The sequence below is a fragment of the Xanthomonas sp. DAR 80977 genome (genome assembly GCF_041240605.1).
In the GTDB taxonomy this organism is placed as follows: domain Bacteria; phylum Pseudomonadota; class Gammaproteobacteria; order Xanthomonadales; family Xanthomonadaceae; genus Xanthomonas_A; species Xanthomonas_A bundabergensis.
The window spans coordinates 4021139-4042427 of sequence record NZ_CP162487.1 but is presented as its reverse complement, the minus strand read 5'-3'; the positions used below and the strand labels follow the sequence as shown (position 1 = coordinate 4042427).

Here is a 21289-nt window from a genome sequence, read left to right as displayed (position 1 = left end):
AATCCCATGGGGCCGCGCATGCGGCCCTGTGTTTTTACAGCGTCAACGCCGCGCGCATCGCGGCGAGGAGATTTCGCAATGAGCCGTCGCGTCGTCGTAACCGGCATGGGCCTGGTATCGCCGTTGGGCAATGACCTGGCCAGCAGTTGGGAAGGGATCGTCAACGGGCGTTCCGGCATCGGCCCGATCACCCAGATCGATGCGTCGCAGTTCACCACCAAGATCGCCGGCGAGATCAAGGATTTCGATCCGACCAAGTTCGTGTCCATCAAGGACGCCAAGAAGATGGATTCGTTCATCCACTACGGCGTCGGCGCCTCGTTCATGGCGCTGGACGATTCGGGCCTGGTGATCGACGAAAGCAACGCCGAGCGCATCGGAGCGATCCTCGGCTCGGGCATCGGCGGCCTGCTCGGCATCGAGGAGCAGACCATCAAATTCCACGAGGGCGGCGCGCGCAAGATCTCGCCGTTCTACGTGCCCAGCACCATCATCAACATGCTCCCCGGGCAGGTGAGCCTGATCAAGGGCCTGAAGGGCCCGACCTTCTCGGCGGTCTCGGCCTGCGCCACCTCCAACCATTCGATCGGCACCGCGCTGCGCATGATCCAGCACGGCGATGCCGACGTGATGCTGGCCGGCGGCGCCGAGCGCGGCTCCTCGCCGACCTCGGTGGGCGGCTTCTGCTCGATGAAGGCCATGTCCACCCGCAACGACGATCCCGCCGCCGCTTCGCGGCCGTGGGACAAGGGCCGCGACGGCTTCGTGCTCGGCGACGGCGCCGGCGTGCTGGTGCTGGAAGAGTACGAACACGCCAAGGCGCGCGGCGCGCGCATCTACGCCGAGCTGGTCGGCTTCGGCGCCAGCTCCGATGCGTTCCACATGACCGCCCCGAGCGAGGACGGCGAAGGCGCCGCGCGCAGCATGCGGGCGGCGATCAAGGACGCCAGGCTCAACCCCGAGCAGATCGACTACCTCAACGCGCACGGCACCTCCACGCCGCTGGGCGACCTGGCCGAGACCCTGGCGATGAAGCGCGCGCTCGGCGACCACGCCTACAAGACCATGGTCAGCTCGACCAAGTCGATGACCGGGCACCTGCTCGGCGCGGCCGGCGGCGCCGAGGCGATCTTCTCGGTGATGGCGCTGCACACCGGCATCATCCCGCCGACGATCAACCTGGAAGAGCCGAGCGAAGGCTGCGACCTGGACTACGTGCCGAACGTGGCGCGCGAGAAGAAGATCGACGTGGCGATGTCCAATGGGTTCGGCTTCGGCGGGACCAATGGGACCTTGGTGTTCAAGCGGCTTTGATCGAGCCGGGATTGGGGAGTGGGGATTCGGGATTGGCAGGCGCCGTCCCGGTTGCGCCCGCGGTTCCATCTTGGTTCGTTTGTGCTTGAAGGGCGCGTGTGGCGGACGGCGCGTCCGCCTCGCTGCGGAGAGGGGATTCGCAGCTCTGATGCCTGAATAAGTTCGTGCTGGCGCGATGGCGGTTCACGCCAGGGCGGCCGCCGTCGTGATCGAGTCGGTCGCGCGACCCGTGGATGGGCGCGCTGCCGCTTCGGTGGCGCGGGTCGATGCGATCGCTGCGGCTGCGCGCAGTTGCGCCGAACGCATCCGCGGCCACGCCGTCGCAGGTGCAGCAATCGTTTGCACGTGCGCAGCGCATCGCCGTCTGTGCCCGTACCCCCTCCATCTTCCACCGGGTCCTCGATGCTGCGTACCGTTCCCCTGCCGGCCGACACCGATCTGCTGGCGCTGCATCGCCTGGCGCCGCAGCGCTATCCGTTGCTGCTGGAATCGGCGGCGTCGGGCACCGCGCAGGGCCGCTGGGACCTGCTGCTGATCGCCGGCGGCGAGGGCCTGCGCCTGGACCGCGATGGCATCACCCGCGACCTGCAGGGGGCCGCGGTCGCCGGCGATTTCCTGGCCGCGCTGGACGCGCAATGGCAGGCCGAACGCTGCGCGCGCGACGCGCCGCGCTGGCCGTTCCGCGGCGGCTGGGCGCTGCTGCTGGACTACGAACTGGCGGCACAGGTGGAGCCGGTGCTGCGGTTGCCGCAGGGGCCGGCGGCCACGCCGACGGCGCTGGCGCTGCGCTGCCCGGCCGCGGTGCTGCGCGACCACGCCAGCGGCGAGTGCGTGGCGCTGGCGGAAACCGCGCATGCCGGTCTGCTGGACGCGCTGCTCGCCGACCTGCAGGCCGTGCCCGCCGCCGCGCCGCTGCCGGCCTGGACCCCGCCGCTGGCGATCGACGAAGACCCGCCGCCGCGTTTCGTCGACGGCGTGCGCCGCATCCTCGACTACCTGCGCGCCGGCGACGTGTTCCAGGTCAACCTGTCGCGGCGCTGGTCGGCGCGCTTCGCCGCCGCGCTGGACCCGGCCGCGCTGTACGCGCAGCTGCGCCGCGCCAATCCGGCGCCGTTCGCCGGCCTGTTCGCCAGCCATGGCCGCGCGGTGGTCAGTTCCTCGCCGGAACGGCTGGTGTCGGTGCGCGGCGACGTGGTCGAGACCCGGCCGATCGCCGGCACCCGTCCGCGCGCGCCCGGCGACGACGAGGCCGCGCGCATCCGCGAACTGGTCGGGCACCCCAAGGAACGCGCCGAGCACGTGATGCTGATCGACCTGGAGCGCAACGACCTGGGCCGGGTCTGCGCGCCGGGCAGCGTCGAGGTCGACGAGCTGATGACGGTGGAGAGCTACGCCCACGTGCACCACATCGTCAGCAACGTGCGCGGGCGGCTGCGCGCCGGGGTCAGCCCCGGCGAGGTTATCCGCGCCACCTTCCCCGGCGGCACCATCACCGGCTGCCCCAAGGTGCGCTGCATGCAGATCATCGCCGAGCTGGAACAGGTGCCGCGCGGCGCCTACACCGGCGCGTTCGGCTGGCTCAACCGCGACGGCGACATGGACCTGAACATCCTGATCCGCACCGCCGAAGTGGACGGCGCGCAGGCGCATTTCCGCACCGGCGCCGGCATCGTGGTCGATTCGCAGCCCGAGCGCGAACTCGACGAGACCCGGGCCAAGGCGCGCGGCCTGCTGCGCGCGCTGGAACCGTGAGCGGCACGCTCGCGATACCGGCCGATGCCGGCCGCGCGGTATCCTGCACCCCGTTGAATTCGCTTCGAGGTGGCCGTGGCTTGGGCTAAACGCGGGTGTCTGACCCTGCTGGCGACATTGCTGGTGCTTGCGCTGCTGGCCGCGGCGGCCGGCGCGTGGTGGTGGCAGGGCTATCGCGCCTTCGCCGAGCAGCCGCTGCAGGCGGCGCAGCCCAGCGTGGAAGTGGCGCGCGGCGATTCGTTCAACGGCGTGCTGCGCAGGCTGCGCGCGGCCGGGGTCGCGCAGGGCAGCAACCTGCAATGGCAACTGCTGGCGCGCCAGCTCGACGCCGCCGGCAAGCTCAAGGTCGGCGAATACGCGCTGCAGCCGGCGCTGAGCCCGCGCGAGCTGCTGCTGCGCATGCGCAAGGGCCAGGTGATCCACTACCGCTTCACCATCGTCGAGGGCTGGAACATCCGCCAGCTGCGTTCGGCGCTGAACGCGGCCACGCCGCTGCGCCACGTCGCCACCGAGCTCAGCGACAGCGAACTGATGGCCAGGTTCGGCCAGCCCGGGCAGCATCCGGAAGGCCGCTTCCTGCCGGAAACCTATCTGTACCAGCGCGAGGACAGCGACCTGGACGTGCTGCGGCGCGCGCATGCGGCGATGGACAAGGCGCTGGCCGAGGCCTGGGACGCGCGCGCGGCCGAGCTGCCGCTGCAATCGCCGGAACAGGCGCTGACCCTGGCCTCGATCGTGGAGAAGGAAACCGGCCTGGCCGCCGAGCGCCCGCAGATCGCCGGCGTGTTCGTGCGCCGCCTGCAGCAGGGCATGAAGCTGCAGACCGATCCGACCGTGATCTACGGCATCGGCAGCGCCTACGACGGCAACATCCGCAAGCGCGACCTGGAGACCGATACGCCGTACAACACCTACACCCGCAGCGGCCTGCCGCCGACCCCGATCGCCATGCCCGGCCGCGACGCGCTGCGCGCGGCGACCAACCCGGCGCCCGGCGACAGCCTGTACTTCGTCGCGGTCGGCGACGGCAGCGGCGCGCACGTGTTCTCCGCCAGCTATGCCGAGCACAGCGCGGCGGTGGCGCGCTACCTGCAGCGGCTGCGCCAGGCGCGCAACGGCGCGGCGGTGACGCCATGAGCGAAGCCGTGCTGCGCCATCATCGCTTCGTCAGCCTGGAAGGCGGCGAGGGCGCCGGCAAGACCACCGCGATCAACGCGATCCGCGACTGGCTGCAGGCGCAGGGCCACGAGGTGCTGCTGACCCGCGAACCCGGCGGCACCCCGCTGGCCGAACGCATCCGCGAGCTGCTGCTCAACAACGCTCCGGCGCTGCAGCCGGCCGAGCCGCTGGCCGCGGAGACCGAACTGCTGCTGGTGTTCGCCGCGCGCGCCCAGCACGTGCGCGAGGTGATCCGCCCGGCGCTGCAGCGCGGCGCCTACGTGGTCAGCGACCGCTTCACCGATTCCAGCTACGCCTACCAGGGCGAGGGCCGCGGCCTGGACCGCGCCTGGATCGCCGACCTGGAGCGGCGCGCGGTCGGCCTGCAGCCCGGCCTGACCCTGCTGCTGGACCTGGACGTGCGCATCGGCCGCGCCCGCACCAGCGGCCGTGACCTGTGGCCGGACCGGATCGAGAGCGAGCAGGACGATTTCTTCCAGCGCGTGCGCGCCGGCTTCCGCCAGCGCGCCGCGCAGGACCCGCAGCGCTTCCGCACCATCGACGCCAGCCAGCCGCCGCAGGCGGTGGCCCGCGACGTGGCCGCCGCGCTGGCCGCCTGGGTGCAGCAGGAGCGCACGCCATGAGCGCCGCTTCGACCGAGGCGCTGCCGTTCGCGCCCTGGCAGCAGCGCGCCTACGAGCAGACCGTGGCCGCGCTCGACGCTGGCCGGCTCGGCCACGGCCTGCTGATCTGCGGCCCGGACGGCCTGGGCAAGCGGGCGGTGGCGCTGAAGCTGGCCGCGCACGTGCTCGGCCAGGGCGAACCGGCCGCGAACCTGCGCAGCGCGCAGCTGATCGCCGCCGGCACCCATCCCGACCTGCAGCTGGTCTCGTTCATTCCCAACCGCACCGGCGACAAGCTGCGCACCGAGATCGTCATCGAACAGGTGCGCGAGATCTCGCAGAAGCTGTCGCTGACCCCGCAGTACGGCATCGCCCAGGTGGTGGTGGTGGACCCGGCCGACGCGATCAACCGCGCCGCCTGCAACGCCCTGCTCAAGACTTTGGAGGAGCCGCAGCCCGGCCGCTACCTGTGGCTGATCAGCGCACAGCCGGCGCGGCTGCCGGCGACCATCCGCAGCCGCTGCCAGCGCCTGGAGTTCAAGCTGCCGCCGGCCGACGAGGCGATCGCCTGGCTGCTGGCGCAGGACTTCCCGGAGAAGACCGCGCGCGAAGCGCTGGCCGCCGCGCGCGGCCATCCCGGGCTGGCCGCGCAGTGGCTGCGCGAGGATGGCCTGAAGCTGCGCCGGCAGGTGGCCGCGGACCTGGAGCAGGTCGCCGCGGGCAAGCTGGGCACGCTCGAAGCGGCGCAGCGCTGGAGCGGCGACGGCTTCGCCGAGCAGCGCCTGGGCCACGCCGCCGACCTGGCGCTGGCGCAGGCCTCGCAGGCCGGCTTGACCGACCCGGCGCGATTGCACAAGCTGGCGACCTGGTTCGACGCAGCCAACCGCACCCGCGACCTGCTGCGCACCACCGTCCGTGGCGACCTGGCCATCGCGGAACTGCTGTTGGCCTGGCGCGATGGCGATCGCCCGGTCCGGAGAGGGGGACAACGATGAGTGCGATGAGCGGACGTCAGGGCATCCTGTCGCTGGCGGTGAAGGACAAGGCGGCGCTGTACAACGCGTACATGCCGTTCGTGAAGAACGGCGGCATCTTCGTGCCCACGCCCAAGCGCTATTTCCTGGGCGACGAAGTGTTCCTGCTGCTGACCCTGCCCGATTCCAGCGAACGCCTGCCGGTGGCCGGCAAGGTGATCTGGGTGACCCCGATGGGCGCGCAGGGCAACCGCACCGCCGGCATCGGCGTGCAGCTGCCGGACAACAGCGAGGGCGAGGCCATCCGCAACAAGATCGAGACCCAGCTGGCCGGCACCCTCAACGCCGACAAGCCCACCCAGACCATGTAGCCAGGCATGCGCAGGCGCTGCCGACGGGGGCGTTGACGCCAGCCGCAGCGGCCCTATAATGTGCGGCTCGCGACACGGGCGGTTAGCTCAGCGGTAGAGCATTGCCTTCACACGGCAAGGGTCGCAGGTTCGAACCCTGCACCGCCCACCACGAATTACGTATTTGTAAAAAGCCGGCCTAGTGCCGGCTTTTTCGTGAGTGCAGGAGAAGTGCATGGACGGCTACCAGTTCCTGGACGTTCCTACCCTAGATCGCGTCATCGAGCGAGCCGAGATCCTAGACGCGATTGGTGACACATCGCATCTGGAGGTCTACGCCGTCTACCCGACCCACCCAGCCTACGAGTACATCCACTTCGTACAGATGTCGGTAGAGGCGATGACTCGCTCGCTCTGTGCGCTGAAAGGCAAAGAGTTCCTCGACGACGACTATCTTGGGCTTTCCGCTCATGGATTCGGAGTGTCGTGGCGCGTCCAAATGGACGACGTCATCGACCTGGCGCTCCAAGACACGCTGCCGCCTATCGTCTATGCACCGATAGACCATAGAGGGAAAAAGGGCGCGCATGACGCTTGGGCAAGAGCCTTCCGCCCTTGGTTGACCTATATCCTTAGAATCGGATTCATCCATCTCTTCGAGACCAACGAGAGAGCGGTCATGAAGCATGGCGGCGACGCCGGCAGACTGGCAAAACTCGTTCGCGATAGTTCAGCGCATGGCGGAAAAGTTTGCACCAGAGAGGGGAGTGTGGCCTTTCGAGGCCTGGAGTTCGACAAGTCGCAGAACAAGAGGGCGGAATTGTCCGATCACTTCGGGTTTGGCGACTATCTCGTGTTGGCTCTCTGCATGCTCAACGCACCGAAGATGGGCCTCCCTCCCTTCAGACCCGATTCCTCAGTTCCTGCTGGCTCTTGACTGCGCTGGGTCGCTACTGCCAGACGCTAAGCAGCACCGCAAGCCGGTATCGATAGCCTGGGCGTTAAGCCGGGAGCAGCGAGACTATACGTAGTGGTAGCGCACCTGCGCGATCAGCAGGACGCCAGCCTCAACCTTGTACACGATGCGGTGTTCGTCGTTGATGCGCCGCGACCAATAGCCGGCCAAGGCATGGCGCAGCGGTTCTGGCTTGCCGATGCCCTGGAAGGGATCGCGTTGAATGGCTTTGATCAGGTCGTTGACGCGCTTGAGCATCTTCTTGTCGGCCTGCTGCCAGTAGAGGTAGTCCTCCCAGGCATTGTCCGAGAACTGCAGCATCACTCGGCCAGTTCCCGTGCCTTGCCGCGACCGGCCTCGAGCTGGGCGATGGATTCCAGCAGGCGCTGCGCGCTCTTCGGGCTCCGCAGCAGGTAGGCGGTTTCCTCCATCGCCTTGTAGTCCTCCAGCGACAGCATGACCACCGATTGCTCACGGCTGCGGGTGATGATCACCGGCTCGTGGTTGTTGACCACGCGCTCCATGGTGTCTGCGAGGGCGGCACGTGCCGCGCTATAGGTGATGGTGTCCATGTAGGGCTCCAGTTGTACAAATAATTGTACATGTGGATTGGAGCGTGTCAATTTGAGTTCTGAGGCGGCACCAAACGGCCCCAAGTAAGCGCCATGTCCATAGGTGGAGCGCTCGGCTCACGATCGGCTCACGGCCATTCCAGATACTGCAGGCATGCCCGAAGGTCCCTCGATCGTCATCCTGAAAGAAGAAGCGGCCGCGTTCGCGGGGCGCAAGGTATTGCGGGTGTCCGGCAATAGCAAGCTGGACCTGGAACGGATGCGCAACCGCAAGATTCTGTCGCTGCGCAGTTGGGGCAAGCACTTCCTGATCGAGTTCGACGGGTTCAGTGTGCGCATCCATTTCCTGCTGTTCGGCAGCTATCGGATCAATGCGCGCAAGGAGGCGTCGCCACGGTTGAGCCTGGGCTTCGCCAAGGGCGAGGAGCTGAACTTCTACGCGTGTTCGGTCAAGTTCATCGAGGGCGCGCTGGACGCGGCCTACGACTGGCGCGCGGACGTGATGAATCCGGACTGGGACGCGGCGCAGGCGCGGCGCAAGTTGCGCCTGCGGCCGCGCACGCTGGCCGCCGATGCGTTGCTGGACCAGGACGTGTTCGCCGGGGTCGGCAACATCATCAAGAACGAGGTCTTGCATCGCATCCGCGTGCATCCGGAGAGCGAGGTGGGGGCGTTGCCGCCGCGCAAGTTGGCGGAGCTGGTGGCGCAGGCGCGCGAGTACAGCTTCGATTTCTACAACTGGAAGAAGGCCTTCGTGCTGAAGAAGCACTACCAGGTGCACACCAAGACCACCTGTCCGCGCGACGGCCATCTGCTGACCTATCGCAAGCAACTCGGCAAGGCGCAGCGGCGCGCGTTCTTCTGCGAGCACTGCCAGCGCCGCTATGCGTTGGACGCTTCCGACACGGGCGCCGCTTCGCGATAGGCATCGTTGGCGACCGGTACGTCTGGTCCACGACGCGATCGTTGCGGCACTGTCCGCGGTTGCGCTATCCGAGGCTGGAATTCCCGTGCGGGGCGCATTGCATGCCGGCGGAAGGGTCGCTGCTCAGGAGTCGAGCGCGAGTGCGTCCCCCGCAAGCCGGCGGATTCCCAGTTCGCTCTGCAGGCCGGCCCAGCCGATGTCGGTGACGTGGATCGCGCGCGAACCGTCGTTGCGGCGCAGCCAGTGCTTGGCGCAAAGCAGTGCGAGCAGTTGGACGCCGAGCGGTCCGGCGAGGTGGTGCTTGCGTTCGGTCCAGTCCAGGCACTGCCGCGCGATGCCGAGCCTGGTGGGGACGACGCGCGAAACGTCCAGCCCCATCCACGCGAACCATGCGGCTCCTTCGGCAGACACCGCGTATTGCTTGTCGCCTTGCCTGGCGATCAGCGCGCGCCGCTCCAGCGCTTCGGCCACCGTTACGCCCAGTCGCCCTGCCAGATGGTCGTAACAGCATCTGGCCAAGGTCAGCGATTGCTGCCGGCGTCCTGTTTTCCGGCATCGCGGTGCGGCGGGCGCGGCGAGGGTCGCCAGGTTCTCGAGCGCGAACGCGACGTGGGAACCGGCCAGCCGGTAGTAGCGGTGGCGGCCCTGGACCTCGACCGCCAGCAAGCCGCCGTCCAGCAGTTTCGACAGGTGCGAACTCGCCGTCTGCGGGGTGACGCCGCCGGCGAAGGCGAGTTCGCCGGCAGGCAGGGCACGTCCGTCGATCAGCGCCATCAACATGGCGGCGCGGGCGGGATCGGCGATGAGGAAGGCGGTCGCGGCAAGCTTGGGCTGTTCGACCGGCATCGTGTGCACTCCTGGCGGGCACGGCCATCATAGAGCGCGCCTTGCCGGAACGCTTCGACACGCATCGAATCGACGGCCTGCGCATGTTCCTAGACTGCAGCGCACTACATTCGGAGTGTCCTGCATGAGCGGAATCGAAGCGCGGTCGAACGGCGCGGAGGGCGATGCCCGCCGCATCTTCGAGCAATGGCACCACGGCGTCGTCGAACGGAATCTGGACGCGCTGATGGCGCTGTATGCGCAAGACGCGATGCTGGAAACGCCATTGGCGTATGTGGTCTCCGCAGGGCGGCAAGATGGGAGGCTGCACGGACGCGAGGCGATCAGGACGTTCTTCGCGGCCTCTTTCGCACAGCCCGAAAACGGCCTCGGCCGCTGGTATCGCACCGACCGTTGCCATGCTTCCCACCGCCAAGTGATCTGGGAATATCCGCGGCAAACGCCGGAGGGCGATCAGGTCGATCTGGTGGAAGTCATGGATCTCGATGCGCGCGGCCTGATCGCGTGCCATCGGGTGTACTGGGGTTGGAAAGGCGTGCAGACGCTGCTGGCGGCGCTGGGTCGACAGCAGTAGCCGGTGGCGCAGCGGCGGTGTTTCTCGACGCGTGGCATGGCAAGTGCCTCACGCGCGATCAGCGTTCTGCTGCGCGGCGAGCGGATCGCCCATGGCATCGCCCGCGTCATGGGCGATGTTGCGGCAGGCCTGGCGAACGGCATCCAGGCGCGATCGCGGCAGCGTGCATTGCGTCGGTGGCACTGGGTCCTGCGAGACTTGCCATAGCAGCCTGGCGATCGGCGTTGTCGGAGGCTTCTTCCTCATCTGACAGATTGGTTGCGAGCATCCGGCCCTCGCAGCGACGCAGTGTCTTCCAGGCGGCTGGCGATCGGCGGCGCGCTGTGGTCATGCCTGCGCAATCGGCAGCCAGTGACGGTGTTGCCGCCGCGTTTGGTTCCGCGGATTTGGTTTCTCGCTCCGGCGCAGCGCGGTTTCGTCACAACACGGCTGGCACAGGCATTCGCCGTGGCTATCTTGCAGCGGCGTTGTCCGCATGGGGTGGATGACGCTACGTGCGGCCTGATGCCGTCGTGGCCTGTTTGCCGGTGCTGTTGGCGTGTGCGCGGCGATGCCGTGCGGGTCGCTGCGCTGCCGTGCAGCTGTGTTGCGGCGTTTCAATCCTGCGCGGCCGCATGGAGATGGCGGTTCTTCGTCTCCGCTTGGGAACAGTGATGAAAAATGCACTCGCAGCGCTTGGCGTTTCGTGTTTGCTGATGGTGGGTGCGCCGGTGCAGGCGGCACCGGTGGATTGCGCGAGCATGGCGGCGACGGCCAAGCTGGTGGCCAGATATCGCCAGATGGGCGGGCCGCTGTCGGATATCGCCAGCAACGGTGCGATCGGGTCGAGCAAGGCCAGGCGCGAGCTGGCTGCCGCCATCTACCGCGAAGGCCTGGACGAAGCCGAGGCGGTGCAACGGGTGACGCAGGCATGCGGCAAGGCAGTGGAGGCGCCTTCGCAATCGCCGTGACCTGTCTGTTCGCCGCGCAAGGCAGGCGTGGTTGCGCTTGCCGGCTCAATGGAAATCGCGGCTGCGAATGTCCAGTCCGAGCAGCAGCGGGGTCAGGTCTTCGAGGTGGCCGGCGATCAGATGGCGCACGCCGTCGGCGGTCTCCACGCGGCCGCGCACCGCCAGCAGCCTGGATTCGATCAGCGCCTGGCGCTGGCGATCGGCCAGGCGCCGCCAGACCACGACGTTGACCAGGCCGTGTTCGTCCTCGAGGGTGAGGAAGGTGATGCCGCTGGCGGTCTGCGGGCGTTGGCGCATCGTCACCAGGCCGGCGATGGCGACCGCGCTGGCGTGGGGCAGGGCACGTAGTTCGCCGGAGTGGCGATAGCGGCGCGCGCGCAGTTGCCGGCGCAGCAAGGTCAGCGGGTGCTTGCCCAGGGTGGTGCCGATGGTCGCGTAGTCGGCGCGGATATCCTCGCCGAGGCTGGGCAGCGGCAGCGCCACCTGCTGTTCCGGGGTGGCGTCGAGCGCTTCGAACAAGGGCCGCTGCGCTTCGACGCCGGCCACCGCCCAGCGTGCGCGGTGGCGGTGCCCGGCCAGCGGTTTCAGCGCACCGGCGTCGGCCAGGCTGTCGCGCGCCTTGTCGTCGAGCGCGGCGCGCTGGCACAGGTCGGCGAGGTCGCGGAACGGCGCCTGCGCGCGCGCCTGCTGCAGGCGCAACGCGGCGTCTTCGGCCAGGCCGCGGACCATGCGCAGGCCCAGGCGGATCGCCGGCTGCACGCTCGGATCGGCGCTGCAGGTTTCCAGGCCGCAGTCCCAGTCGCTGTAGCGCACGTCCACCGGGCGCACCTGCAGGCCGTGGCGGCGCGCGTCCTGCAGCAGCTGGTCGGGGCTGTAGAAGCCCATCGGCCAGCTGTTGATCAGCGCGCAGGTGAATGCCGCCGGTTCGTGGCGCTTGAGCCAGCAGCTGGCGTAGGTGAGCAGGGCGAAGCTGGCGGCGTGGCTCTCGGGGAAGCCGTAGCTGCCGAAGCCCTTGATCTGCTCGAAGATGCGTGCGGCGAATTCGGCGCTGTAGCCGTTCTTGAGCATGCCCTTCAGCAGATCCTCGCGATGCGGTTCCAACCCTCCATGGCGTTTCCAGGCGGCCATCGAGCGACGCAGTTGGTCGGCCTTATCGGCGCTGTAGTCGGCGGCGACCATCGCCAGTTGCATCACCTGTTCCTGGAACAGCGGGACACCAAGCGTCCGTTCGAAGACCTTGAAGAGCTGCGGCGGCAGATCGTCGGGCTCTTCCTCGCCGCTGCGGCGGCGCAGGTAGGGATGCACCATGCCGCCCTGGATCGGACCGGGGCGCACGATGGCGACCTGGATCACCAGGTCGTAGAACTCGCGCGGCTTCAGCCGCGGCAGCATCGCCATCTGCGCGCGCGATTCGATCTGGAACACGCCGATGGTGTCGGCGCGCTGGATCATCGCGTAGGTGTCCGGGTCTTCGGCGGGAATGGTCGCCAGGCTCAAGTCGCGGCCGCGATGCGTGCGCAGCAGATCCAGCGTGCGCCGCAGCGCGCTGAGCATGCCCAGCGCGAGCACGTCGACCTTCATCAGCCCGACCAGTTCCAGGTCGTCCTTGTCCCACTGGATCACGGTGCGCTCGGCCATCGCCGCGTTCTCCACCGGCACCAGCGTGTGCAGCGGATGCTCGGAGATCACGAAGCCGCCGGGGTGCTGCGACAGGTGGCGCGGAAAGCCGATGAGTTCGCCCGTCAATGCCAGCAGCCGGCGCATCAGCGCGGTGTCCGGGTCGAAGCCGCGTTCGCGCAGGCGTTCGTGCGGCGGGACGGCGTCGTCCCACTGGCCGAGCGTGGACGCCAGCGCGTCGACGCTATCGCCGGGCAGGCCGAGCGCACGCGCCACGTCGCGCACCGCGCTGCGGCCGTGGTACTGGATCGCCACCGTGGTCAACGCGGCGCGCTCGCGGCCGTAGTGGCCGAAGATGTACTGGATCACTTCCTCGCGGCGGTCGTGCTCGAAATCGATGTCGATGTCGGGCCGTTCCTTGCGTTCTTCGGAAATGAAGCGCTCGAACAGCATGCCGATGCGGTCCGGGTCGATCGCGGTGACGCCCAGCGCGTAGCAGACGGCCGAGTTCGCCGCCGAGCCGCGCCCTTGGCACAGGATGTCGCGCGACCTGGCGAAGCGCACCAGGTCGTAGACGGTGAGGAAGTACGACTCGTAGCCCAGGCGCTGGATCACGCCCAGTTCGTGCTCGATCAGGCGTCGCGCCTTTTCCGGCACGCCGTGCGGCCAGCGCGTGGCGGCGCCGCGTTCGGTGAGCGTGCGCAGCCATTGCGTCGGGGTCTGCCCGGGCGGCACCAGTTCGTGCGGATACTGGTAGCGCAATTGGCCCAGGTCGAACGTGCAGCGTTGCGCGATGCGCACCGATTCGGCCAGCAGCGCAGGCGGATACAGCGTGGCCAGGGTCGCGCGCGGGCGCAGGTGGCGCTCGCCGTTGCCGAACAGGTGCGCGCCGGCTTCGCTCAGCGGCAGGCGCTGGCGGATCGCGGTCAGCGTGTCCTGCAGCGCGCGGCGTCCGCGCGCGTGCATGTGCACGTCGCCGCTGGCCACCGCGGGCAGGTGCAGGCGCTGCGCCAGCTGCAGGCGTGCGTGCAGCAGGGCGTGGTCGTCGGGGCCGCGCAGCAGCTCCACCGCCAGCCACAGGCGCTGCGGGAACCGCGCCTGCAGCCAGGCGCCGTCGGCCGCATCCTCGTCGTCGCCGCGCGGCAGCCACAGGCACAGCAGGCCTTGCAGATCGCCGTCGACGTCCTCGCGCAGCGCGCGGTACGTGCCCTTGTCGGCGCGGCGGCGGGCCACGGTGATCAGCCGGCACAGCTGCTGGTAGCCGTGCAGGGTTTCGGCCAGCAGCACCAGCTTGGGGCCGTGTTCGAGCTGGAACTCGCTGCCGACGATCAGCGCCAGGCCGGTGTCGCGGGCCGCCTGCCAGGCGCGCACGATGCCGGCCAGGGTGCACTCGTCGGTGATCGCCAGTGCGCGGTAGCCGTGGCGTGCGGCGCGTTCGAACAGTTCGCGCGCATGCGAGGCGCCGCGCTGGAAACTGAAGTTCGACAGGCAATGCAGTTCGGCGTAGTCCGGTGGCGTCGTGCGCGTGGCTGCCGGCGTGCCGGCGTGTGCCGGTGCAGGCTGCGCGACCGGCGCCGGCACGGCGCGCAAGCGTGGACGCGGTGGGCCGTGGCTCATGCGAACCAGCCGTGCAGCATCAGCGCGTCCGGCGCGTCGGCGGGCGCGAACACCCAGGCGTGCTGGCCCTGGCGGGTGCGCACGATGTAGTAGTCGCGGCGGATGTCGCCATCGTCCCACCAGCCGCTTTCGATGCGTTCCGGGCCGGCCAGGCGTTCGGGATCGCGTTCGCGCAGCGGGATCGGCGGGGTCAGCAGCCAGCCGGGGCGCGGCAGCGCGGTGGCGGCGCTGGCGCCAGCACTTGGTTTGTGGGCCTTGCCGGCCTGCGCCGGCTTGCCCGATTCGGCGCGCCAGGCCTGCTCGGGGCGATGGTCGGCATGCGCGCGCAGGCCGTGCACGGCATCGTCGCCGAGGCGTGCGCGCAGGCGTTCGCGCAACTGTTCCCAGGGCAGCGCCTGCTGCGCGCGGTCGTCGAACAGTTCGCGCGCGGCGGGCACGAACGGCGGCAGTTCGTCGGCGCGCAGGCGCATGGCCTGCACCGGCGCCGGCACGCTGGCGTGCTGCAGGCGGCCGCGCGCCAGTTCGAACAGCATCGCCGCCTCGCGTTCGGCGGCGAGCAGGCCGACCGGCACCACGCTGTCGGCCAGGCCTTCGTGCTCCAGGTGCAGCTGGAAGCGCTGCACGCCGCCGTCGCGCCCGGCCAGGAACGCGGCCAGGTCGGCGGTCAGGCGGCGCAGCGGGAACAGCAGCGCCTGGCTGGATTCCACCGCGTAGCCCAGCTCCAGCCGCGCATCGAAGCGGTCCGGCGGCAGGTAGTACTGCAGCGGCAGCGGCGCCTGCCCGCGCAAGGCGTCCAGGTGCTGCAGCAGCGCCGGCGGATAGCGTCGCGCCAGCGCCGTGCGCGGCAGCGCGAACAGCTGCTGCAGGGTGCGCAGGCCCATCCGCGCGAAGCCCTCGGCCAGGCCCGGTTGCAACCCGGCGCGGGCAATCGGCAACTGGCCCAGCGCGCGGTGCAGCGCGGCGTTGTCGAGCAGGGCGATGCCGTCGTGCGCATTGGCCAGCACCCGCGCGGCCAGCGGATGCGGCGCGACCACGATGCGGTGGCGGAAGCCCAGCGCGGTCAGCTCCTCGCGCAGGCGCGCCTCGAAGCGCGGCCATGGCCCGAACAGGCCCAGGCTGGCCTCGATCTCCAGCAGCAGCGCGCCGGGATAGTCGGTGCTGACCAGCGAGCTGAAGCGGTACGCCCACGCCGCCAGGAACTGCTGGCAGCGGCGACTCTCCTCGGCATCGTGCAGGGCGGTGGCGAAGCGGTCGCACAGCGCCTGCGCCGTGGCCAGCGATTGCCCGGGTTGCAGGCCGCGTGCGCGTGCGGCGGCGTTGACCGCTTTCAGCGTGCGCCGCTGCGGCGGGCCGGCGAGCAGGGCCAGCGGTTCGTCCGGGGTCGGCCAGCGCCGCAGCACCGTGTCGAGCGCCAGTTGCGGCAGCAGGATGCAGGCCCAGCGCATGCGTGCGCGCTCAAGCCGTTGCCGACGACGACGCGGACAGCGCGATCGGCCGTGCCGGCGGCATGCCGCCGCGGCACTTGAGCACGCGCAGCTGCGCCGGGGCGGCATCGATGGCGATGCGCAGCGCGGCCGGCGACGGATTGGCCGCGGCCTTCAACGGCCGGTAGGCGAAGCCCAGCGCGCGCCCGGTCTCGGCCGCCACCTGCAGCCGGCGCAGGGTCTTGTCGTTGGCCTGCGCCGGCCAGCACAGCACCGCCGCGCAACTGCCCGAACGCAGGCATTGCTCGGCGGCCCATGCGGCGTCCGCGCCGGCGCGCACGATCTGCAGCTGCGGCAGCGCCACCCCGGCCTGTTCCCAGGCGCCGGGGTAGGGCAGGTAGGGCGGATCGACCAGCACGATGCGGCCGCCGCCCTGCGACAGCCGCGCCAGCGTCGGCCACAGCAGCTGCAGTTCGCCGATGCCGTCGGCGGCGTGCAGCAGTTCGGTCAGCGCCATCTCCGGCCAGCCGCGCGCCGGCAACGCGGCATCGAGCGCGGCATGGCCGGTGGGCTGCGCGCTGGGCGGCAGCGCGGTCGGCTGGCCGCGCCAGACCCGGCGTTCGGCGAGCAGGCGGTCGAGGGCGACGACGGCGCCCATCAGCCTTGCCGGATCAGGCCGCAGTACTGCCCTTCGATGGCGAAGTCCTGCCCCGGCTGCACCACGATCGGCGCATAGGCCGGATTGCGCGGCAGCAGCTGGATGCGTTCGCCATCGTGGCGATAGCGCTTGATGGTGAGTTCGCCGTCCAGCCGCGCCACCACGATCTGGCCGTTGCGCGCATCGGCGCTGCGGCGCACGCCGACCAGGTCGCCGTCGAGGATGCCGTCGTCGATCATCGAATCGCCCTGTACGCGCAGCAGGTAGTCCGGGCGCAGCGCGAACACGGCGCGGTCCAGCCGCAACTGCTGGTCCAGGCCGATGTCGGCGCCGATCGGCGTGCCGGCGGCGACCCGGCCCAGCACCGGCAGTTGCAGCAGCTCGCTGCGCGCCGTCGCCTGCGCCGGTCGCAGGCTGCGCGCCTGCTGCGGCACATGCTCCAGCAGCCCGGCCTCGACGAGCGCCTGCACGTGCTTGCGTGCCGCGTTGCGCGAGGCGAAGCCGAAGCGCGCGGCGATCTCGGCCAGGCTCGGCGGCCGTCCGGCCTGCTCGGCGCAGTCGCGGACGTAGGCGAGGATGGCGGCGCGCTGTGGGGAGAGGGTGTCCATGGTGTACATTTGTACACCGTCGCAGACAATTTGGCGACGCGGTTCACTGAATCCGGTCAGGCCTTTCTCCAGCCGTGCAAGGGGCGCGCTGCGCTGCGGCTTGCCGCCGCGGCGACAGCAGGGCATGCGCAATGGACGCCCGGCTCCGATGCGGCGCCTGCCGCGCAGGCTGCCGCGCTCAGCCCGGCGCCGAACCGTCGGGCATGACCCCGGCATAGCGCGCGCGCGGGCGGATCAACTTGCCCAGCGCCTGCTGCTCCAGCGCATGCGCCAGCCAGCCGGACAGCCGGGCGGCGGCGAACAGCACCAGGGCGTGGGCGGCGGGCAGGTCGTGGACCAGGCAGATCGCGGCGAGCATGGCGTCGATGTTGGGCGCCTGGCCGCTGCACTCCCGCGCCGCGGCGAGCAAGGTTTCCACATGCCGCATTTGCGGATGCTGCCCGCAGCGTTCGCGCAGCAGGCGCAGCACCTCGGCCGCGCGCGGGTCGCCGTCCGGGTACAGCGCGTGGTGGAAGCCGGGCAGGTCGTCGCCGCGCTGCCAGCGTTCGGCGATGAAGGCGGCCGGGTTGGCCGCGTCCTGGGCGTCGCGCAGCAGGGCGTGGGCGCGGGCGGTGGCGCCGCCATGGCGCGGGCCGGACAGCGCGGCCAGGCCGGCGCTGACGGTGGCGTGCAGCGGCGCGCCGGTGGAGGCGACCACGCGCGCGGCGAACGCCGAGACGTTGAGTTCGTGGTCGGCGCACAGCACCAGGGCGGCGCGCGCCAGTTCGGCGAAGCCGGCATCGCCCGGGCGCCAGCGGTCGGCGATCAGGCGATGCACCGGCCGGGTGTCCGCCTGGGTGCCGACCAGCAGCGCGGCGTTCTGCCGCAGCAGGCTGGCGGCGATCTCGCGGCGCACGTGCGGCGCGGCGTTGAGCGACTGGCGCAGTTCCAGCGCCAGCAGCGGGATGCAGGCCATGGCGCGCTCCAGCGGCGGCAGCGCGGCGTCGCCGGCCAGCGGGGCCACGCGCGGCGACCAGGGCGCCGCCGCCGCGCTGGCGAACGGATCCTCGTCCTGGCAGTCCCACAGCAGCCGCGCGATGTCCTCCAGGCCGGCGCCCTCGCGCACCAAGGCCACCGCCGAGCGCCCGCGGTAGTAGGGGCCGTCGGGCCGGATCAGCGAGATGCGCGTCTCCAGCACCGGCAGGCCGCGGTCCAGGCTCTGCGCGGCGCCGCGCGCGGCACCGCGGCCGACGCGCTTGCGCTGGACCAGCCGCTCCACCTCCGCGCGCAGGTAGGCGCGGCTGCGGTGGTCGGCGCCGGCGCGCGAACTGAGCAGGCCACGGCTCACATAGGCGTAGAGGGTGGCGCTGCTGATGCCGAGCAGGGCGCAGGCCTCGGCGGCGGAGATCAGGTTGCGGTCGGCGGCGGATGGCATATGGATTCGCTGACAGGTTGATTCATTGAATCAAGATTGATCGGCCGCGACGATGGTGCCAGATTGGCGCCCATCGCGGAACGGCCGTGCGGGCCGCCGCCCTCGCTCAGGAGTTCGCCATGTCGCACGTTTCCGCCGGTGCCCGTTTCCGCGCCGCGCTGGCCGCCGAATCGCCGCTGCAGGTGATCGGCGCGATCAACGCCAACCACGCGCTGCTGGCGCAACGCGCCGGCTACCGGGCCATCTATCTGTCCGGCGGCGGCGTCGCCGCCGGTTCGCTGGGCCTGCCGGACCTGGGCATCAACACCCTGGACGACGTGCTGATCGACGTGCGCCGCATCACCGACGTGTGCGAGCTGCCGCTGCTGGTGGACATCGACACCGGCTTCGGCCCGAGCGCGTTCAACATCGAGCGCACCATCAAGTCGCTGATCAAGGCCGGCGCGGCCGCCTGCCATATCGAGGATCAGGTCGGGGCCAAGCGCTGCGGCCACCGGCCCGGCAAGGAGATCGTGAGCCAGGGCGAGATGGTCGATCGGGTCAAGGCGGCGGCCGATGCCAGGACCGATGCCGACTTCTTCCTGATCGCGCGCACCGACGCGATCCAGGTGGACGGCGTGGATGCGGCGATCGCGCGCGCCATCGCCTGCGTGGACGCCGGCGCCGACGGCATCTTCGCCGAGGCCGCCTACGACCTGGACACCTACCGCCGCTTCGTCGATGCGGTGCAGGTGCCGGTGCTGGCCAACATCACCGAATTCGGCAAGACCCCGCTGTTCACCCGCGACGAACTGGCCCAGGCCGGGGTGGCGATCCAGCTGTTCCCGCTGTCGGCGTTCCGCGCCGCCAACAAGGCGGCCGAGGCGGTGTACACGGCGATCCGCCGCGACGGCCACCAGCAGAACGTGGTGGACACGATGCAGACGCGCGAGGAGCTGTACGAGCGCATCGGCTACCACGCCTTCGAGCAGCGCCTGGACGCCCTGTTCGCCGGCAAGGGCGCATGATCCACGCCGGTTCCCCTGCCCGAGCACGTCCATGAACACCCACGCCGCTACGCCGCCACGCGGCCGCATCGACCGCCGCCAGACCGCGCGGCAGTTGCTGCAGACCGAACTGGAGAAACTGCCAGACGCCGAGCGCCAGGTGGTGGAGCGCTTCATCGCCAAGCGCCATGTGGCGCGCGACATCGTCAAGCAGGCCGATCACGACCGCACGCTCGGCGAGCGCATCGCCGACCGGGTCGCCGAGATCGGCGGCAGCTGGAGCTTCATCATCGGCTTCGGCCTAGTGCTGCTGGCTTGGATCGCGCTCAACAGCCTGGTGCTGGCGCATGCCTTCGATCCGTATCCCTACATCCTGCTCAACCTGTGCCTGTCGTGCCTGGCCGCGATCCAGGCGCCGGTGATCATGATGAGCCAGAACCGCCAGGCCGCGGTGGACCGCCTGCGCGCGCAGAACGACTACGAAGTGAACATCAAATCCGAGCTGGAGATCCTGCAGGTGCACGAGAAGCTCAACCAGCTGCGCGAGCAGGACTGGGCGACGCTGGTCGAGCAGCAGAACCGCCAGATCGCCATGTTGCAGCAATTGCTCGAGCGCGCCGGCGGCCTGTCGCCGGACGCGCCCGCGCGTTGACCGCTTGCGTCTACACGACCGCGAACACCCGGGAGATCTTGCAATGAACGACACCGTCGCCCCCTCCGCCGCCACGCCCTTCAAGCCGAAGAAGTCGGTGGCCCTGTCCGGTACCGCCGCCGGCAACACCGCGCTGTGCACGGTGGGCCGCAGCGGCAACGACCTGCATTACCGCGGCTACGACATCCTGGACCTGGCGCGCAGCAGCCAGTTCGAGGAGATCGCCTACCTGCTGGTGCACGGCAAGCTGCCCAGCAACAGCGAGCTGCGCGGCTACAAGGCCAAGCTGCGCTCGCTGCGCGGGGTGCCGGCCGCGGTCAAGGCGGCGCTGGAACAGCTGCCGCCGTCGGCGCATCCGATGGACGTGATGCGCACCGGCGTGTCGGTGCTGGGCTGCGTGCAGCCGGAGAAGGACGACCACAACCATCCCGGCGCGCGCGACATCGCCGACAAGCTGATGGCGTCGCTGGGCTCGATGCTGCTGTACTGGTACCACTACAGCCACAACGGCCGGCGCATCGAGGTGGAGACCGACGACGACTCGATCGGCGGGCATTTCCTGCACCTGCTGCACGGCTTCAAGCCGCACGAGGAGTGGGTGCAGGCGATGCACACCAGCCTGATCCTGTACGCCGAGCACGAGTTCAACGCCTCCACCTTCGCCTGCCGGGTCATCGCCGGCACCGGCAGCGACATGTACAGCGCCATCGCCGGCGGCATCGGCGCGCTGCGCGGGCCCAAGCACGGCGGCGCCAACGAGGTCGCGTTCGAGGTGCAGAAGCGCTACGACAGACCCGACGAGGCGGAAGCCGACATCCGCGCGCGGGTGGAGCGCAAGGAAGTGATCATCGGCTTCGGCCACCCGGTGTACACCGTCAGCGATCCGCGCAACCAGGTGATCAAGGACGTGGCGCGCGAGCTGTCCGACGCGCAGGGCAGCCGCAAGATGTACGACATCGCCGAGCGCCTGGAGGCGGTGATGTGGGAGATCAAGAAGATGTTCCCGAACCTGGACTGGTTCAGCGCGGTCAGCTACCACATGATGGGCGTGCCGACGGCGATGTTCACCCCGCTGTTCGTGATCGCGCGCACCGCCGGCTGGAGCGCGCACATCATCGAGCAGCGCATCGACGGCAAGATCATCCGCCCCAGCGCGAACTACACCGGGCCGGAAGACCAGGCCTTCGTGCCGATCGACCGCCGCAGCTGACACTCCCCTCTCCCGTCGGGAGAGGGGTCGGGGGTGAGGGTACGGGCGCAGCCTCGTGACATTTGGTTGCACCAGGCTTCGCCCGTACCCTCATCCGCCCCTTCGCGGCA

General features: G+C 69.9%; 22 protein-coding genes and 1 tRNA gene. 14 read left to right on the top strand and 9 right to left on the bottom strand.

The window, feature by feature from the left end:
- The first annotated feature begins 78 nt into the window (after positions 1-78).
- From fabF to AB3X10_RS16945, 8 genes are all read left to right on the top strand, one after another.
- Complete coding sequence (gene fabF / locus AB3X10_RS16980; RefSeq protein ID WP_369976552.1) at positions 79-1314, top strand: beta-ketoacyl-ACP synthase II; 1236 nt, start codon at positions 79-81, stop codon at positions 1312-1314.
- Positions 1315-1716: 402 nt separating this feature from the next.
- Complete coding sequence (locus AB3X10_RS16975; RefSeq protein ID WP_369976551.1) at positions 1717-3066, top strand: aminodeoxychorismate synthase component I; 1350 nt, start codon at positions 1717-1719, stop codon at positions 3064-3066.
- A 75-nt stretch (positions 3067-3141) separates the two neighbouring features.
- Positions 3142-4203, top strand: coding sequence for an endolytic transglycosylase MltG (mltG, locus tag AB3X10_RS16970; protein WP_369976550.1), 1062 nt, complete (start codon positions 3142-3144; stop codon positions 4201-4203).
- Positions 4200-4868 carry a dTMP kinase gene (gene tmk, locus AB3X10_RS16965; RefSeq protein WP_369976548.1) on the top strand — a complete coding sequence of 223 codons (669 nt, stop codon included), beginning with the start codon at positions 4200-4202 and terminating at the stop codon, positions 4866-4868. Before mltG ends, tmk begins: the two co-directional genes overlap by 4 nt.
- On the top strand, positions 4865-5842 hold the full coding sequence (locus AB3X10_RS16960) for a DNA polymerase III subunit delta' (protein WP_369976546.1): 978 nt from the start codon (positions 4865-4867) through the stop codon (positions 5840-5842). The genes tmk and AB3X10_RS16960 overlap by 4 nt, the downstream gene beginning before the upstream one ends.
- Positions 5839-6192 (top strand): PilZ domain-containing protein, encoded by a 354-nt coding sequence (locus AB3X10_RS16955; RefSeq protein WP_145701511.1) that lies wholly within the window; start codon positions 5839-5841, stop codon positions 6190-6192. Before AB3X10_RS16960 ends, AB3X10_RS16955 begins: the two co-directional genes overlap by 4 nt.
- Before the next feature lie 76 nt (positions 6193-6268).
- A tRNA-Val gene (locus tag AB3X10_RS16950) sits at positions 6269-6343 on the top strand.
- A gap of 63 nt (positions 6344-6406) precedes the next feature.
- Entirely contained in the window at positions 6407-7108 is a 702-nt protein-coding gene (locus AB3X10_RS16945; protein WP_369976545.1) for a hypothetical protein, read from the top strand.
- A gap of 84 nt (positions 7109-7192) precedes the next feature.
- On the opposite strand, the gene AB3X10_RS16940 is transcribed toward AB3X10_RS16945, so the two are convergent.
- Complete coding sequence (locus AB3X10_RS16940) at positions 7193-7450, bottom strand: Txe/YoeB family addiction module toxin (protein ID WP_369976543.1); 258 nt, start codon at positions 7448-7450, stop codon at positions 7193-7195.
- A complete protein-coding gene (locus AB3X10_RS16935) occupies positions 7447-7698 on the bottom strand; it encodes a type II toxin-antitoxin system Phd/YefM family antitoxin (RefSeq protein ID WP_369976541.1) in 252 nt (83 codons plus the stop codon). Before AB3X10_RS16935 ends, AB3X10_RS16940 begins: the two co-directional genes overlap by 4 nt.
- Positions 7699-7852: 154 nt before the next feature.
- Here AB3X10_RS16935 and AB3X10_RS16930 point away from each other — a divergent pair, with 154 nt between their 5' ends.
- The gene (locus AB3X10_RS16930) at positions 7853-8623 is read left to right on the top strand and encodes a DNA-formamidopyrimidine glycosylase family protein (RefSeq protein ID WP_369976539.1); all 771 of its coding nucleotides are present in this window, start codon (positions 7853-7855) and stop codon (positions 8621-8623) included.
- Between the two features lie 123 nt (positions 8624-8746).
- Here AB3X10_RS16930 and AB3X10_RS16925 read toward each other — a convergent pair whose 3' ends face one another.
- Positions 8747-9469, bottom strand: coding sequence for an ArsR/SmtB family transcription factor (locus AB3X10_RS16925; protein ID WP_369976538.1), 723 nt, complete (start codon positions 9467-9469; stop codon positions 8747-8749).
- A gap of 124 nt (positions 9470-9593) precedes the next feature.
- Between AB3X10_RS16925 and AB3X10_RS16920 the strand changes: the two genes are divergently transcribed.
- Complete coding sequence (locus tag AB3X10_RS16920; RefSeq protein WP_369976536.1) at positions 9594-10043, top strand: nuclear transport factor 2 family protein; 450 nt, start codon at positions 9594-9596, stop codon at positions 10041-10043.
- A gap of 48 nt (positions 10044-10091) precedes the next feature.
- On the opposite strand, the gene AB3X10_RS16915 is transcribed toward AB3X10_RS16920, so the two are convergent.
- The gene (locus AB3X10_RS16915; protein WP_369976534.1) at positions 10092-10289 is read right to left on the bottom strand and encodes a hypothetical protein; all 198 of its coding nucleotides are present in this window, start codon (positions 10287-10289) and stop codon (positions 10092-10094) included.
- A 407-nt stretch (positions 10290-10696) separates the two neighbouring features.
- Here AB3X10_RS16915 and AB3X10_RS16910 point away from each other — a divergent pair, with 407 nt between their 5' ends.
- Entirely contained in the window at positions 10697-10993 is a 297-nt protein-coding gene (locus tag AB3X10_RS16910; protein ID WP_369976533.1) for a hypothetical protein, read from the top strand.
- Between the two features lie 45 nt (positions 10994-11038).
- Here AB3X10_RS16910 and AB3X10_RS16905 read toward each other — a convergent pair whose 3' ends face one another.
- From AB3X10_RS16905 to AB3X10_RS16885, 5 genes are all read right to left on the bottom strand, one after another.
- The gene (locus AB3X10_RS16905; protein WP_369976531.1) at positions 11039-14227 is read right to left on the bottom strand and encodes an error-prone DNA polymerase; all 3189 of its coding nucleotides are present in this window, start codon (positions 14225-14227) and stop codon (positions 11039-11041) included.
- Positions 14224-15672 (bottom strand): Y-family DNA polymerase, encoded by a 1449-nt coding sequence (locus AB3X10_RS16900; RefSeq protein WP_369976529.1) that lies wholly within the window; start codon positions 15670-15672, stop codon positions 14224-14226. Before AB3X10_RS16900 ends, AB3X10_RS16905 begins: the two co-directional genes overlap by 4 nt.
- Positions 15673-15682: 10 nt before the next feature.
- Complete coding sequence (gene imuA, locus AB3X10_RS16895; protein WP_369976528.1) at positions 15683-16309, bottom strand: translesion DNA synthesis-associated protein ImuA; 627 nt, start codon at positions 16307-16309, stop codon at positions 15683-15685.
- Entirely contained in the window at positions 16309-16917 is a 609-nt protein-coding gene (gene lexA / locus AB3X10_RS16890; RefSeq protein ID WP_369976527.1) for a transcriptional repressor LexA, read from the bottom strand. Before lexA ends, imuA begins: the two co-directional genes overlap by 1 nt.
- A gap of 178 nt (positions 16918-17095) precedes the next feature.
- Complete coding sequence (locus AB3X10_RS16885; RefSeq protein ID WP_369976525.1) at positions 17096-18331, bottom strand: citrate/2-methylcitrate synthase; 1236 nt, start codon at positions 18329-18331, stop codon at positions 17096-17098.
- Between the two features lie 119 nt (positions 18332-18450).
- Here AB3X10_RS16885 and prpB point away from each other — a divergent pair, with 119 nt between their 5' ends.
- From prpB to prpC, 3 genes are read left to right on the top strand one after another with little or no spacing between them, the layout of a single operon-like run.
- A complete protein-coding gene (prpB, locus tag AB3X10_RS16880) occupies positions 18451-19338 on the top strand; it encodes a methylisocitrate lyase (protein WP_369976523.1) in 888 nt (295 codons plus the stop codon).
- Between the two features lie 31 nt (positions 19339-19369).
- On the top strand, positions 19370-19969 hold the full coding sequence (locus AB3X10_RS16875; protein ID WP_369976521.1) for a DUF1003 domain-containing protein: 600 nt from the start codon (positions 19370-19372) through the stop codon (positions 19967-19969).
- Between the two features lie 43 nt (positions 19970-20012).
- Positions 20013-21179 (top strand): bifunctional 2-methylcitrate synthase/citrate synthase, encoded by a 1167-nt coding sequence (gene prpC, locus AB3X10_RS16870; RefSeq protein ID WP_369976520.1) that lies wholly within the window; start codon positions 20013-20015, stop codon positions 21177-21179.
- The last annotated feature ends 110 nt before the right edge of the window (positions 21180-21289 follow it).